The organism is Psychrobacillus sp. FSL K6-4046 (genome assembly GCF_038624605.1).
GTDB lineage: Bacteria > Bacillota > Bacilli > Bacillales_A > Planococcaceae > Psychrobacillus.
On the sequence record NZ_CP152020.1, the window covers coordinates 775648 to 790629 of the forward strand.

The window sequence follows — 14982 nt, forward strand, 5'->3', positions numbered from 1 at the left end:
AAGGAGGGAGTAAATATGCAAATTTTACATATAAATTCATATTACGGTGGCGGAATGCTTTATAAAAATATTTACGATCGCCAAGTAAAAAATGGCATTCCTATTGATGTTTATGTCCCCACTCCTTTTACTACGGATTTATCTCACTTGCAGCTAGGAGATTATACAACCGTTAGAAAAAATCATCATAAATTCGATCGTTACTTGTTTTATGTGAAGCATCAGAAAATCTATAGGGATTTAGTAAAAAATTTCGAAATACAGAAATATTCAATAGCCCATGCACATACTCTTTTCTCTAATGGGTATATTGCTTTACAGACAAAGAAAAATTTCGGCATCCCATATGTAGTAGCAGTTAGAAATACAGACGTAAATCAGTTTTTCAAAAAAAGAGTTTTTCTTCGTAAACTAGGTGTTGAAATATTAAAGGAAGCTGAATCTATTATTTTTCTATCTGATCCGTATAAAAATATTGTGATGGAAAAGTATATCCCACAGAAAGATAGAGAAACGATAATCAAAAAGTCTATCATTATTCCTAATGGTATAGATGAATTTTGGTTTAATAATTTAGGGAAGCCAAAAAGTCTATCTCAACCTCTGTGCATAAATGCTGTTTTCGTAGGGGCTGTAAACAATAATAAGAATCTTTTAACCTCGGCAAAAGCATTAGAAACTTTACAAGGTAGGGGCTTTAACGTTAATTTTACTGTTGTTGGGAAAATTAGTAATGAGCAGGTATTTGAAGAGCTAATGAAGTTTTCGTTCGTAAATTATTTAAAGCCACTGCCAAAAGAGAGGTTAATAGAAATATATCGTTCCAATGATATTTTTATTATGCCCTCTTTAACTGAAACTTTTGGGCTCGTGTATCCAGAAGCAATGAGTCAAGGCTTACCGCTAATTTATTCAAAGGGACAAGGATTTGATGGTCAATTTGATGAAGGGAAAGTTGGATATCACGTGGATGCTCACGACCCTACTATGATAGCGGATCGAATAATAGATATCATGAAAAATTATGAGGATATATCTAAAAATTGCTTGGAGTTAGTAGACATCTTTAATTGGGATAGATTGTTGACTCAATATGATGATGTGTATGCTAAAGCATTAAAGAATGAATCCAAACGATAAGAGGAATGTGAATAATTTATGGTAAAAAATAAATCAGATGATCAAAAAATAAGCATAGCAATAATGGCGTCCTTTATAGTCCTGACTATTCAATATTTTCTTCTGATTTATTTTAATCTTATTGGTACGGGTATCGGCTCAGGAATACAACTGTTTTCTAAAATAATGGTTGGAGTATTATTTTTGTATGCACTACCTGCTGTGTTAAAAAGAAGTTTAGGGAAGTTTATCGGAGTATATTTTGTTGCTATTCTAATTTTCCTTATAAATTATCTGTTTTTCCCACAGAATCATCTCTACTTAAAACAATTAATTTTTCCATTGTTTGGTATGTGCTTGCCCGCGTTCATATATACAATGAGCCTAAGAGATTTAGATGTTTTTAAAAGAGTTATGGTTAAGGCGAGCTATCTAGTTTTCTTTTTTGGTGCATTACTAGGAATCATCATTGTTACTGGAAATGCTAGTGCCGGGTCTTATAGTATGGCTCTATCCTATTATATGCTACTCCCAGCTATTCTATTTTTAGATAGCCTAATAAATAAATATTCAAATAGGGCACTACTTTTTTCTCTAATCTCTATTTTTGTAATACTAGCCCTTGGTTCTCGGGGCGCCATATTATGTATTGTTGTGTTCATTGCATTAAAAATGATTCGTTTAATCTTTCAGGTTTCCTATTCCAAAGTATTTTACAATCTTTTAGTAGTTGTAGGTTTAGTTTTTATAAGTCTAAACTTAGATAAGTTATTTAATATGCTTTATGAAATATTAAACAAATACGACATCAATAGTAGAAGTATAAAATTATTTTTGAGCGGGGAAGTTCATCTAAGTGGAAGAGATTACATATATGAAAATCTTATAAAAGCTGTAATGAACAATCCCTTCCTAGGACTTGGTTTAGGAGCAGATCGTCGAATTATTGGTAAAGAGGGAGGATATGCACATAATTTCTTTCTTGAGATAGTTGTTAACTTTGGCGTAATCGCTGGAGGAATAGCAATTTTGATTATCTTGTTTTTATTAATAAGAAGTCTCTTATCCCAAAATTTAAATAATTATTATTTAATAATTATTTGGATATGTTTAGGGTTCATCCATTTGATGATAAGTAGTTCCTATATTACAGATATCAAGTTTTGGATTTTATTAGGGTTGCTTATCAAACTAAATATAGAAAACGGTGAGAGATTAACATGAAAAAAAAACAATTTCTCGTGGATTCCCTGCTAAATATTATATCAGCTGCATTACCACTGCTTATTCTTCAGCTAGTTTCCTATCCTTTAATCGCCAGGGCACTAGGAGGGGAAGAATACGGGTTAATAATAACCTTGATTAGTGTGTTTACCGTTGTCAGTTTTCCACTAGGGAATGTATTGAATAATATTCGTTTATTGAGGGACAAAGAATATAAAAACGAAAACTTAGAAGGAGATTTTAATCCTCTATTAGTAGGGTCTTCTTTTATAAGTATTCTTCTAATTATCATTATTTCCTTTTATATCGATTCTAGCTTAAGTATTCTGGATTACCTATTATTATGTTTGATCACGGTTGGGTCTATTTGGAAGGAATATTTAGTAGTAACTTTCCGGTTGGTATTGAATTATAAGGGGATTCTTTTAAATAACATATATATGAGTGTAGGTTATTTAATAGGTTCAATCATATTTTTGTATTTAGAATACTGGCAGATTATCTATTTCGTAGGATTGTTATTTAGCTTAATCTATATTATCCGTCATACTAGCTTACATAAGGAAAAGTATAAATTATCTACATTATTTAAGGATACAGCTTCAAATGGGGTATCATTGTATATCGCAAACCTATTGAAAAATGTTTTTTCCTATGCGGACAAATTAATTTTACTACCTTTGCTTGGACCTGTGAGTGTTGCTATATATTATAGCTCTACTATTTTGGGGAAAATTATATCGATGATGATTAACCCAGTAAACTCTGTCATTTTAAGTTATTTAGTTAAAGTAGATAATATAAGCATAAAAAAAGTAGTGAAAATGTTTAGTGTTTCTTTAGTATTAGGTGCGGTAGGCTATATCACTACTATTTGGATTAGCCCGTACTTCTTAGGATTTTTCTATAATGATTGGGCCGAAGAGTCGTTAGAGCTAGTTTATATAACTACAGCTACAGCCATTATAAGTGTACTGTCTACAGTAGTTCAGCCCTTCAACCTTCGATTTAACAAAATTAGCTGGCAAATTTACATGAGTGGTCTTCATTTGTTCGTATATGTTGCAGCGGCGTTCTACTTTTATAAAATTGATGGATTAAAAGGATTTACATTTGGCGTTCTCGTAGCTGCAGTATTTAAACTAATTATGCAGTTAGGTGTATTTATGCTTAATTATCGAAGAAGCCAAACAGTGAAAGGTTCCAAAGGGGGGTAAGTCCTGTTCACCAGGCTTTCCTAATTTGGCACTTAATAATTTACATAAAAATAAAAACGATAGAAGAAAGTAGGACATATAAGATGAAAACAAAAATATTAAATAAAATTGAAAATAAACAAATAACAGTAGGTGTAATCGGACTAGGATATGTTGGACTTCCATTAGCGGTTGAAAAAGCGAAAGCTGGCTTTAAAACAATAGGCTTTGATGTACAACAAGAAAAAGTAGATATGGTTAATAAAGGGCAAAATTATATTGGGGATGTAGTCGAGACAGAATTATCAAGTATAGTCGAGAGTGGTTTGCTGTCAGCAACTATAGACTTCAGCTTTATTAAAGAAGTAGACTTCATCGCTATTTGTGTGCCAACTCCTTTAGATGAATATCAACAACCAGATGTGAGTTATCTTGAGAGCTCTTCAAAAGAAATAGCGAAGTATCTTACAAAAGAGACGATGGTAGTCCTTGAATCTACAACTTACCCTGGGACAACAGAGGAATTAATTAAACCAATTTTAGAAGAAGGTTCGGGCTTAGTGTGTGGAACTGATTTCTACTTAGGGTTTTCTCCAGAACGTGTAGATCCAGGGAATTTAGTCTATAAAACAAATAATACACCTAAAGTTGTTGGTGCTATTGGTGAAGAGGCTACAGAAGTAATTGCAGAAATGTACCGTGCTGTTTTACAAGGAGAAGTAATAACTGTTTCCTCTCCAGCAATAGCTGAAATGGAAAAAATTCTGGAAAATACATATAGAAACGTTAATATTGGGCTTATTAATGAGCTTGCAATGTTAAGTAATAAAATGGGAATCAATCTATGGGAAGTAATAGACGCAGCTAAGTCAAAGCCTTATGGTTTCCAAGCATTTTATCCAGGTCCAGGATTAGGTGGACATTGTATTCCTCTTGACCCTTACTATTTATCTTGGAAAGCACGTGAATTTGGATTCCATACATCTATGATTGAATCTTCCATGATGGTTAATGATCGTATGCCTGAATATTGTACAGAGCGAGCAAGTAAAATATTGAATAGAGATAAAAAACCAATGAATGGTTCTAGAGTTTTAGTTTTAGGTGTTGCTTATAAACAAGATATAGAAGACTTCAGAGAAAGTCCTGCTATTCGAGTAATTGAAGAATTAGAGAAAGAAGGAGCAGATGTAGTGTACTTTGATCCTTTTGTTCCTGAATATCGCGAGAATGGAATAGTGAAAAAAGGAGAACCTGAGTTAACTGCAGAATTATTAGGTAGTGCAGATTTAGTAATTATAACAACCGCTCACTCAACTGTTGATTATGAATTTGTTCAGAAACATTCAAAATCCATTTTTGATACGAAGAACGCAATGAAATCAATTACTAATAGAGATAATGTGGAATTGTTATAGTCTGCAAGATAGGACGGAGGTTTGTTCATGAATTTTTTTGTACATGAAAGCAGCTACGTAGACGAAGGTGTGGAAATAGGTTCTGATACGAAAATTTGGCATTTTAGCCATATCCAAAAAGGTGCAAGAATCGGTGAAAAGTGTTCTATTGGTCAAAATGTAAATATTTCTAATAACGTTCAAATAGGTAATGGCGTGAAAATCCAAAATAATGTCTCCATATATGAAGGAGTAGTGTTAGAGGATTACGTCTTTTGCGGACCATCTATGGTTTTTACAAATGATTTAACTCCTAGAAGTAAGTATCCTAAAGGGACTGAAGGATATAAAAAGACGCTAGTAAAATACGGAGCATCCATCGGAGCAAATGCAACAATCGTTTGTGGTAATTCAATTGGTCGTTGGGCCATGATTGCTTCAGGTGCTGTAGTAACTAAGGATGTTCCAGACCATGCTTTGATGGCAGGGGTACCTGCCAAACAAAAAGGCTGGGTCTGTGAGTGTGGTCATGTGCTAAAGGAACAATTGAAATGTAGTGAATGTGAAAGAGAATATAATCTTTCTAACGGAGTACTATCAGAAACTCTATAGTTTAATTAACTAAAAAGTATAGAAAGCTGGGTTATCATGGAATTTAGAGATTTAAAAACTCAATATGAAACATACAAAAATGAAATTGATTCGGCTATACAGAAGGTTTTAACTAACACGAACTTCATTGGAGGCAATGAAGTAAAAGAATTAGAAGAACAATTATCAAATTATACAGGAGTAAAGCATACTATTACATGTGCTAATGGAACAGAGGCGTTATCTCTTGTATTAATGGCATGGGGTATTAAAGAGGGAGATGCAGTCTTTTTACCTGACTTTACTTTCTTTTCAACAGGTGAAGTAGTTTCATTTGTTGGAGCAACTCCCATTTTTGTCGATGTAGACAGAAACACATTTAATATAGACACCCAAAAATTAGAACAAGCAATCGTTCAAACAATTGAGGAAGGAAAATTAACTCCTAAAGTCATCATTCCTGTCGATCTATTTGGACTTCCAGCCGATTATCCTGAAATCGAAAAGATTGCACAAAAATATAAGTTATTAGTACTGGAAGATGGAGCTCAAGGCTTTGGTGGTAACATTGGCGGTAAACGGGCATGTAGTTTTGGTGATGCGGCAACTACATCGTTCTTTCCCGCGAAACCATTAGGAGGCTATGGTGATGGAGGGGCTATCTTTACGGATGACGATAATTTAGCAGAATTGTTGAGATCCCTAAAAGTACACGGAAAAGGTAGTAATAAATATGACAATGTTAGAATTGGTGTGAACTCGAGGTTAGATACCATTCAGGCTGCCATCCTTCAAGTGAAACTAAAGGCCTTTGCTAATCATGAGGTTACAGATGTCAATCGAGTAGCTGGTCATTACAATGAACGCTTAAAGGATGTCGTTGAAATTCCTTATATGCCAGAAGGCTATATTTCTAGCTTTGCTCAATACACGATTAAACTTAAGAACAAAGCAGAAAGAGATAATCTTCAAACCAAGCTAAAAGAAGAAAATATCCCAAGCATGGTCTATTACGTCAAACCGATGCATAAACAAGAAGCATTTAAAGACCTTGGTTATAATGAGAATGATTGTCCGGTGACCAATGAGTTATGTGATACAGTACTATCATTACCAATGCATCCTTATTTGAGTGAGGAAGAGATCGAACAAGTTTGCAAAGTAATCAAAGAATTTATGAACTAAAATTATGAGCAGTCGATGTAATAACTCGACTGCTTTTCTATACCTGAGAGTTTTTCAGATATAAAGTGGTTACTATTTTTATACAAAAAGGTGGAAGTGCTTTCATGATAAAAGATAAGGCTATGAATGTATATCGTCAGGCGAATATTTATCGGACGTTTATTAGAAAAAACTTAAAATCATCCGTTAATAAAGGAGTTAGCAAAAAAATTTCTAACTCGAGGTTAGGTTTCTTAAGTGAGTCAGAAATAATTTATAATTTTAAGGAAAATAATCCTCAAGAATACTTATCTGATATACAAAGACTAAATACAAGATATTTAAATAGCCCATATAGTTTTGTTTTAGATGAAAAGCTAGTATTTGAATCCATGTATAAGCAATATATCAACGTTCCTAAGAATTTGAGTTTAATTGAAGCAGGGAAGTTTTTATGTTTGGAAGAAGTAGAAAAGATTGATTCTCCTATGAAAATTTTAAAATACTTAGACAGACATTCAGCATGCGTTATTAAACCAATACGTAACGGTGGAGGTTATGGGATACTTGTTTTGAAGAAGACAGAAGGAAATTACTTTCTAAATGGAACGCAGATAGATGAAGCTGGACTCGAAAAAGTAACTTCCAAGCTAAATAATTATATAGTTAATGAGTTTGTTGAACAAAGTAATTTTAGTAAAGACTTTTATCCGAAGACAACGAATACGATTAGAATTTTAACTATGATAGATCCTCTTACGAACAAACCTTTTATACCTATAGCTGTCCAAAGAATGGGGAATTTAACATCTATACCTGCTGACAATTGGACGCAGGGAGGATTAAGTGCAGAAATTGATTTAGAGACTGGTGAGCTAGGCAAGGGTGTTTCATATCCTAAAAATGGGAAACTACAATGGTATAGTGAACATCCTGAAACAAAGTCACAAATTGAAGGAAAGTTAGTTCCGAAATGGAATGAAATGAAAGAAAGTATACTAAATGCAGCCTCTATCTATCCATATATTAAATATGTGGGGTGGGATATCGTTATTACTAATGAAGGATTTTCTGTTCTAGAAGGAAATAATTTTAGTGATGTGAATTTATTGCAGGTGCATAGACCCTTACTTAGAGATGATAGAGTGAAAAGATTTTATAGACATTATGGAATTATTTAAAGAAGGAGTTTCCGATAAAAACATTGAGTAACAATTTTTGAAGGAAGAGTATAAATAGAGATATATCATAAGATGGTTAAAGAATTAATAGATAAAATGTTCATGATTAAATAATATAATGGAAGAAAGAAGCAGTATTTTTATTAGCAGGTTAAGCTGCTTCTTTTAAACTTATTTTTTAGAGTTAAAATCAAACCGTTTTATATAGTTACACCCCTCACAAGCCATACCAATTTGTTTATTTGTTTCAGGATCTATAAAATAAAACTCATTATAACCACAAATCTCACACTCTTTTATATGCAGAATTTTTCTTGGTCCTATCTCCTCGTCTAACTTAGTGCTAAAGTCTGACAACAATTACTACACCTCATAACATCATATTCTTTTACTCCCTTTAACTTCGGTAGAATTCTTAAATATTTAATAGTATTCATTAAAGATTACTAAGAAAGTGTCTTTTATTTCTATTATTTATAGGATAAAAAATATCATTATATCCGTATATCATTATTAATTAATACAATATAAATATAAAAACCTTTTTCATGAAAATACATAGTAAAATAGTTTTGTGTTTTTCTGATAAAAGGTAAAAAGAAATAGTTCTACCAATAAAAGTATAAAACGAAAGTCCTTGGTGGTCAATCATATTTTGTGTAAGTTAAGCAAAAGAAGATGAAATATAAATTAAATATAAAATAATAAAAGGTATTTAAAGGTATTTTTAAGTGTATATAGAATTACTTAATTAGACTGATATTTTTGCTAAGGAGGAGTCTATGTTAAGTAGAATGGTATTAAATGAACAATTTATCGTCATGGCTAAATTTGAGTATAGGCAATTTGAGATACACCAGGTTATTACTAGGCCAGAGGCAAGAATTATAAGAAAGGGAGCAACCATCCCAGATGATTTAAGTAATAGAAAAGCTAATGCGTTAATTGTTATGCAAAACCCTGGGAGCTGCCTACCGAGAGAAGAATCAAAAGATGGATGGCAGGAAAGTATTCCGGATAAAACGCAATATCAGCTTATGCGATTAATGGAACGTATGGATTGGGATGAACTAATAATTGTTAATCTATCGGATATGTGTGAGGGAGATTCCTTTGAGTTCCTGCGATTGCTTAAAATATGCGAGCTCCAAAATGTTCCAAATTCGCGTTATGCTAATAATATAAAAGAATTTATTGAAATGACTACTTTAGTGGAGCATGTGTTGTATGGTTGGGGATCTAGACCTGAAGCTAAGCGACTTGCGGAAGAACATGGTTTTTTACCGTTGAGTGGATTGGACTTGAATGGTAAAGTACCAAAGGCATACTGGCATAAAACGAGAAACTATCCAAGACATCCATTTCCTTATCTGCCTAATAGGTGTATAGAGTGGATTGAGGAAATGACTGCTATTATAAAGGAACAATCAGAAGTTACTATTAAGGAATTTTAACATGCTTGTAGTTGAACCAAAGGAGCAGACCTCCTTTAACGAGTAGTTAAACTGCTTCTTTTGGTTGAACTATAGAACTACAATAAAATACTTCTTCAAATTACTCTCCCCTACATGGCCTCCCAATTAACTTAATTGTTCATAGACTAAGTAATATACCATATAGCATCAATAAAATCGTATTGATAGATTTTTAGGTTTATACAATATTTAAAATAGACATAGACAAAGTGTAATATCCATACAATAGAGCACTTCAGATAAAAAAGGAGGAATACATAGATGGATAAGAAATATCCGGAGTTAGATGAGTCGTTACATGGGGCATTTGTAGGAGCTAGCAAATGGGAGTATTATTCCCGAAAGTGGAATCAGGGGCTATCCTGGAATTGGGCAGCTTTTTTCCTTTCGTTCTTTTGGCTAGGCTATCGGAAAATGTATGCGTATATTTTAATCATACTAGGTCTTTTTCTTTTATATGATCTGATCATTGTCTTGAGTGGGATCGATTTTGGGGTAGATTCGACCATAGGAATTACAGTAGGGGTCATCTGTGGTTTTTTAGGAAACTACTTATATCTGATGCATGCGAATAAGGAGATTAAGAGAGTCACGGAGCAGCAACATGGCAGTGAGGAATTCGTGCAGTCAGAGCTTCAACTGCGTGGGGGTACTAGCTGGCTTGGAGTGTTGGCTGCCTTTGGGTTGCTGATTGTTTATGGGGTTCTTGCTGGGATGATTTATGGGTTTGGGGGATAGCGTGCGTCCCTGTGTCAGACACAATTCTTTTGGGTGAACCCTTGTGTAGGTGGGTTTTTTGTGGAATTGTGTTTGTCCCTGTGTTACACACAATTCGCTACAATTCGGAGGGGTGACGTCATCCCTGTGTCAGACACAATTCTTTTAGGTGAACCCTTGTCAGAGGTGATTTTTTGTGGAATTGTGTTTGTCCCTGTGTCGCACACAATTCGCTACAATTCGAAGGTTTGACTTCATCCCTGTGTCAGACACAATTCTTTTGGGTGAGCCCTGTGATAGGTGGGCTTTTCGGGGGATTTTGTTTGTCCCTGTGTTACACACAATTCGCTACAATTCAAAGGACATACGATCAACAAATTTTCGGAGCATCTTGATTATAAGATGCTTTTTTTATTTGTCCTTGTGATTTTATTAGCAAAAATCGGGTGTGTTATCACAAAAGTACTAATGATAATAAACTATTAAGTTAAAATATAACTATTTTTCTGAATGTTAAAATATATACTACCATACAAGTATACAATTATGGTAATATGACTTTAGTAAAGGGGTGAGTATTCTGCTAGCAGATAATTTTAATAAGAGAAAGAATGTCTCTACTCGAGATCATGTGTATGAGACGTTAAAGGAAAGCATCATTAAATTAGATTTGAAACCGGGGCAGAGTGTCTCGGAAAAAGAGATTTCGGAGTTGCTTAGTGTCAGCCGTACGCCTGTTAGAGAAGCGTTTGTGAAGCTTGCGCAGGAGGAGCTGCTGGAGGTTTACCCTCAGCGTGGCACGTTTATCTCTTTAATAGACTTAGAGCATGTGGAAGAGGTTCGTTTTATTCGAGAGTTGCTAGAACGTGCATCGGCTAAGCTTGCTGCGGAGCGTCCAGAAAACGTGGACTTTGTTTCTTTGAGAGAAAATTTACAGAGGCAGCGGTATTGTATAGAAGAAAAAAACTATACGAAGCTTTTCGAGCTGGATGAGGAATTCCACTATATTATTTCGATTGGTGCAGAAAAGCCGAGAATCTGGTCCGTGCTCCAAAATTTTAATTCCCATCTTAATAGAATTAGAATGTTGAGCCTGGCAGCTAACTATAATTGGGAGCAAATTTTGTCTCAGCATATGGTGATTGCTAACGCAATAGAGAATGGGGATCCTCAGCTTGCAGATGAGGCGATGGGAGAGCACTTAAGGAAATTACGCTTTGAACTTGATTCATTAAAAGAGGAATATCCGGATTATTTTAAGTAATTTTTTTTAAAGGGAAATGTAAGCGCTTTATTCAAAAAACAAGGGGGCTTTTCAATGAAAGGGAAAAAGTATTTACTATTAAGTTTGGTTTTCATGGTGTGCACATTGCTTGCAGCATGCTCGGATGGGAACGATGGTAAGACGACGGCTAGTGCGGATAAGGTTTATACACTCAAGATTAATACTGCATTGGCTTCAACTGACCCAATTTATCAAGGTATAGAAGCTTTTAAAGATCGCGTTGCAGAAAGAACAGATGATAAAGTCATCGTTGAAATTTATGGGAATGGTTCACTTGGCGATGATAGCGATGTATTGGAGCAAGCGAAGGTAGGAGCGAATGTAGCTGTGCTAGTAGACTCCGGTCGTTTAGCGGAAATGGTTCCGGAAATCGGTATTCTTTCGGCTCCGTATATTGTAGACAGCTATGATGAGGCAAACAAGGTAGCTCAGTCAGACCTATTTAAAGGATGGGAAGAGAAGCTTGCGAGTGAACATAATTTACAAATTTTATCGTTTAACTGGTATCAGGGAGATCGTCACTTTTTAACGAACAAAAAAATCGAGAAGCCATCTGATTTGAAGGGCTTAAAAATTAGAACACCGGGAGCTACTGTATGGACAGAAACCATTTCTGCAATGGGAGCTAGTCCTGCTGGTATGGCATTCTCCGAGGTATACCCAGGGATTCAACAAGGGGTTATCGATGGTGCTGAGGCACAGCATCCAGCGTCGTATGGAGCTAACTTACACGAGGTTGTGAAGTATATTGCAAAGACTGGTCATTTCCAGTTAATCACTGGCATTGTAGCTGGAGCTGATTGGATGGCTGAGCTACCAGAGGACTATCAGGCAATCATTTATGAAGAGGCTCAAAAGGCTGGAGAAGAAGCTTCTGAAAATACAATCGGACAGCTAGCTGACTTTGAAGAAAAGATGAAAGCGGCTGGCGTGGAGATTAACGAAGTAGATCTCGAAGCATTTAAAAAAGCGACAGAGGTTGTGTATGAAAAGATAGATGGCTATGCAGATTTGAAGGATGAAGTGAACAATATTCTAGGAAAGTAGTGATTGCAATGATCAATAGAGTTGCAGGAGTATATGTGAGGTTTGAAAACTTCCTGACAAACTTTTTAATGATTGGAATTGTGTTCTTCGTCTTTTTAGCAGCGGTTATGAGGTGGGCTGGCTGGCCCCTCTCATGGTCGGTTGAATTTGCTCAATTGCTGTTTGTTTGGGCTATCTTCTTGGGGGCCAACCGAACGTTAAGAGAGCGAAAACACATTACCGTAGATGTAGTTGTGAAGGCCATGCCTCAAAAAGTAAGGAATGTCATTGAGGTGTTTACTAAATTGCTCGTCCTAGCTTTTTTAGTTTTTTTAACAAAGTATGGTTTCCAATTAAGTATGGAGAATTCAGCGCGTCAAATCAGTAATCTTCCGTTGAGCTACTCTTTTATTACGTCTGCTGTCCCCGTTGGAAGTGTGTTGATGATCCTAACTATTCTGGGTCAGTTAAAAGATGAAGTGAGCGGGTTTAAATCTACATCAAACGAGCTGAAATCATAGGGAGGGAATCACTTGTTAGTAGTTGCTATTGTATTTTTTATTTTACTTCTGCTCAATATGCCTGTTGCTTTTGCTATAGGTATTGGGAGTCTCATGTACTTTTTAATAGGCTCCGACTTACCTATTGAAATAACAACACAGCGAATGGTAGCAGGGACCCAATCCTTTCCGCTTTTAGCTGTCCCTTTCTTTATACTGGCTGGGAATCTGATGAATGCATCAGGGATTACAGAGCGTCTAATTCGGTTTTCCAATGCGTTAACTGGGCATTTGAAGGGGAGTCTAGCGCATGTATCCATTGTGCTTAGTACAGTGATGGGAGGAGTATCTGGTTCAGCCAATGCAGATGCAGCCATGCAGAGCCGTATACTTGGTCATCAAATGATTGCACGTGGCTATTCAGGTGGATATTCTGCTTCCGTTATAGCGATTAGTTCGTTGATCACTGCTACTATTCCACCGAGTATTGGTCTGATTCTCTATGGCTATGTTGGGCAAGTGTCTATTGGAAAACTGTTTTTGGCAGGGATTATCCCAGGCTTTTTAATGATGACATGTCTGATGGTCATTTCTTATGTGATAGCAAGAAAACGTAATTATGACAGCAACATCGTTCAAAAAAGAGCAACTTTTAAAGAGATTATGATTACCTTAAAAGAAAGTATTTGGGCGCTTATGTTCCCAGTCATTTTAGTAGTAGGAATTCGCTTTGGTATATTTACTGCCTCAGAAGCAGGTGCTTTTGCAGTTGTTTATGCGTTAATCGTTGGTTTCTTTATTTACAAGGAGTTAAACTGGAAAAATTTCAAAGAGGCACTTTCCCAATCGGTGACAGACAATGCTTCTATTCTATTAATAATTTCCGTTTCTTCTATTCTAGGTTTCTTAATTACATACGATCGCTTACCACAAAATGCGGCTGACTTTTTAATAGGGATCACGACAAACGAACATCTGATGATCATTTTAATATTACTCTTCCTTGTTATTGCGGGAATGTTCATCGAGTCTACGGTATTGGTTCTGTTACTGACGCCTATTTTCCTACCAATTGTTCAGCAAGTAGGAGTGGACCCGGTACATTTTGGGATCTTGATGATGACAATCGTTACGTTTGGAGGAATGACTCCACCAGTTGGTGTCACGATGTATACGACAACCTCGATTATGAAGGTGCCATTAGAGGATTATATAAAAGAGTCGATTCCTTTTATATTAGGTGTATTCGCATTGGTTCTTTTATTAACCTTTGTTCCTTCTATTGTCATGTTCTTACCAGATCTGTTTATGTAAGAGAATAATATGTTTGGAGGGTATCTCATGTTTTCATTTACAGACAAGGTTGTTTGGGTGACAGGTAGCAGCACGGGAATTGGCAGCTCTATTGCTAAAGCGTTTGCGGAGGCTGGGGCAAAGCTAGTGGTTCATGGCAATTCGAATGTAGACGCAGCAAAGGAAACATTGAGCGCCGTGCAGGCATCGGGAGCAGAGGCTTTACTAGTGACTGGCGATGTGACAAAGCCTCTTCACATACAGGAAATGGTGGAGCAAATAAATGCTCGGTTTGGACGTCTAGACGTTTTAGTCAACAATGCAGGAACGATGGTAAAGCGTTCTAAAATAGAAGATCTCGATCATGACACATGGAATAACATCTTTGATATTAATGTATCCTCTGTCTTTCATGTGACAAAGGCAGCCCTTCCGCTTCTAAAGAAATCTGCAAATGGAAATATCATTAATATAACCTCTATTGCAGCGAGAAATGGAGGAGGCGGTGGTGCGGTGGCCTATGCATCGGCGAAAGGCGCAGTGAGCACATTGACTAGGGGGCTTGCCAAGGAGCTGCTAGAATACAATATTCGTGTCAATGGCATTGCCCCTGGAGTTATTGAAACGCCATTCCATGAAAGATACTCTTCTCAGGAGCTAATGGATAAGATGACGGCACAAATTCCATTGGGAAGAACGGGAACACCAGACGATATTGCAGGGGTAGCGCTGTTTCTAGCATCCGATTATTCTAGCTATCTAGTAGGAGAAATAGTGGAGGCTAACGGTGGAATGCTAATGGACTAAGGGAGGA

At 35.8% G+C, this 14982-nt stretch carries 14 protein-coding genes; all 14 read left to right on the forward strand.

Going from position 1 to position 14982, the window contains the following annotated elements; translation table 11 throughout:
* Positions 1 to 15 precede the first annotated feature (15 nt).
* A complete protein-coding gene (locus MKY09_RS03730; RefSeq protein ID WP_340885173.1) occupies positions 16 to 1140 on the forward strand; it encodes a glycosyltransferase family 4 protein in 1125 nt (374 codons plus the stop codon).
* A gap of 18 nt (positions 1141 to 1158) precedes the next feature.
* Positions 1159 to 2343 (forward strand): O-antigen ligase family protein, encoded by a 1185-nt coding sequence (locus MKY09_RS03735; RefSeq protein WP_340885171.1) that lies wholly within the window; start codon positions 1159 to 1161, stop codon positions 2341 to 2343.
* Positions 2340 to 3560: a hypothetical protein gene (locus MKY09_RS03740; protein ID WP_342567622.1), complete on the forward strand. Its 1221-nt coding sequence runs from the start codon at positions 2340 to 2342 to the stop codon at positions 3558 to 3560. The genes MKY09_RS03735 and MKY09_RS03740 overlap by 4 nt, the downstream gene beginning before the upstream one ends.
* A gap of 83 nt (positions 3561 to 3643) precedes the next feature.
* Positions 3644 to 4957: a nucleotide sugar dehydrogenase gene (locus MKY09_RS03745; protein ID WP_340885167.1), complete on the forward strand. Its 1314-nt coding sequence runs from the start codon at positions 3644 to 3646 to the stop codon at positions 4955 to 4957.
* Positions 4958 to 4984: 27 nt separating this feature from the next.
* Positions 4985 to 5548 carry a DapH/DapD/GlmU-related protein gene (locus MKY09_RS03750; protein WP_340885166.1) on the forward strand — a complete coding sequence of 188 codons (564 nt, stop codon included), beginning with the start codon at positions 4985 to 4987 and terminating at the stop codon, positions 5546 to 5548.
* Between the two features lie 36 nt (positions 5549 to 5584).
* Entirely contained in the window at positions 5585 to 6712 is a 1128-nt protein-coding gene (locus MKY09_RS03755; RefSeq protein ID WP_340885163.1) for a DegT/DnrJ/EryC1/StrS family aminotransferase, read from the forward strand.
* A 104-nt stretch (positions 6713 to 6816) separates the two neighbouring features.
* Positions 6817 to 7872, forward strand: coding sequence for a sugar-transfer associated ATP-grasp domain-containing protein (locus MKY09_RS03760; RefSeq protein WP_342567623.1), 1056 nt, complete (start codon positions 6817 to 6819; stop codon positions 7870 to 7872).
* A gap of 782 nt (positions 7873 to 8654) precedes the next feature.
* Positions 8655 to 9326: a hypothetical protein gene (locus MKY09_RS03765; protein ID WP_342560340.1), complete on the forward strand. Its 672-nt coding sequence runs from the start codon at positions 8655 to 8657 to the stop codon at positions 9324 to 9326.
* A gap of 282 nt (positions 9327 to 9608) precedes the next feature.
* A complete protein-coding gene (locus MKY09_RS03770; RefSeq protein WP_342567624.1) occupies positions 9609 to 10085 on the forward strand; it encodes a DUF2628 domain-containing protein in 477 nt (158 codons plus the stop codon).
* A 550-nt stretch (positions 10086 to 10635) separates the two neighbouring features.
* Positions 10636 to 11328: a GntR family transcriptional regulator gene (locus MKY09_RS03775; RefSeq protein ID WP_340885155.1), complete on the forward strand. Its 693-nt coding sequence runs from the start codon at positions 10636 to 10638 to the stop codon at positions 11326 to 11328.
* A 54-nt stretch (positions 11329 to 11382) separates the two neighbouring features.
* Positions 11383 to 12396 carry a C4-dicarboxylate TRAP transporter substrate-binding protein gene (locus tag MKY09_RS03780; protein WP_342567625.1) on the forward strand — a complete coding sequence of 338 codons (1014 nt, stop codon included), beginning with the start codon at positions 11383 to 11385 and terminating at the stop codon, positions 12394 to 12396.
* An 8-nt stretch (positions 12397 to 12404) separates the two neighbouring features.
* Entirely contained in the window at positions 12405 to 12896 is a 492-nt protein-coding gene (locus MKY09_RS03785; protein WP_342567626.1) for a TRAP transporter small permease, read from the forward strand.
* A gap of 12 nt (positions 12897 to 12908) precedes the next feature.
* Positions 12909 to 14189 carry a TRAP transporter large permease gene (locus MKY09_RS03790; RefSeq protein ID WP_342567627.1) on the forward strand — a complete coding sequence of 427 codons (1281 nt, stop codon included), beginning with the start codon at positions 12909 to 12911 and terminating at the stop codon, positions 14187 to 14189.
* 27 nt (positions 14190 to 14216) lie between these two features.
* Positions 14217 to 14975, forward strand: a complete 759-nt coding sequence (locus MKY09_RS03795; protein WP_342567628.1) for a glucose 1-dehydrogenase — start codon at positions 14217 to 14219, stop codon at positions 14973 to 14975.
* The last annotated feature ends 7 nt before the right edge of the window (positions 14976 to 14982 follow it).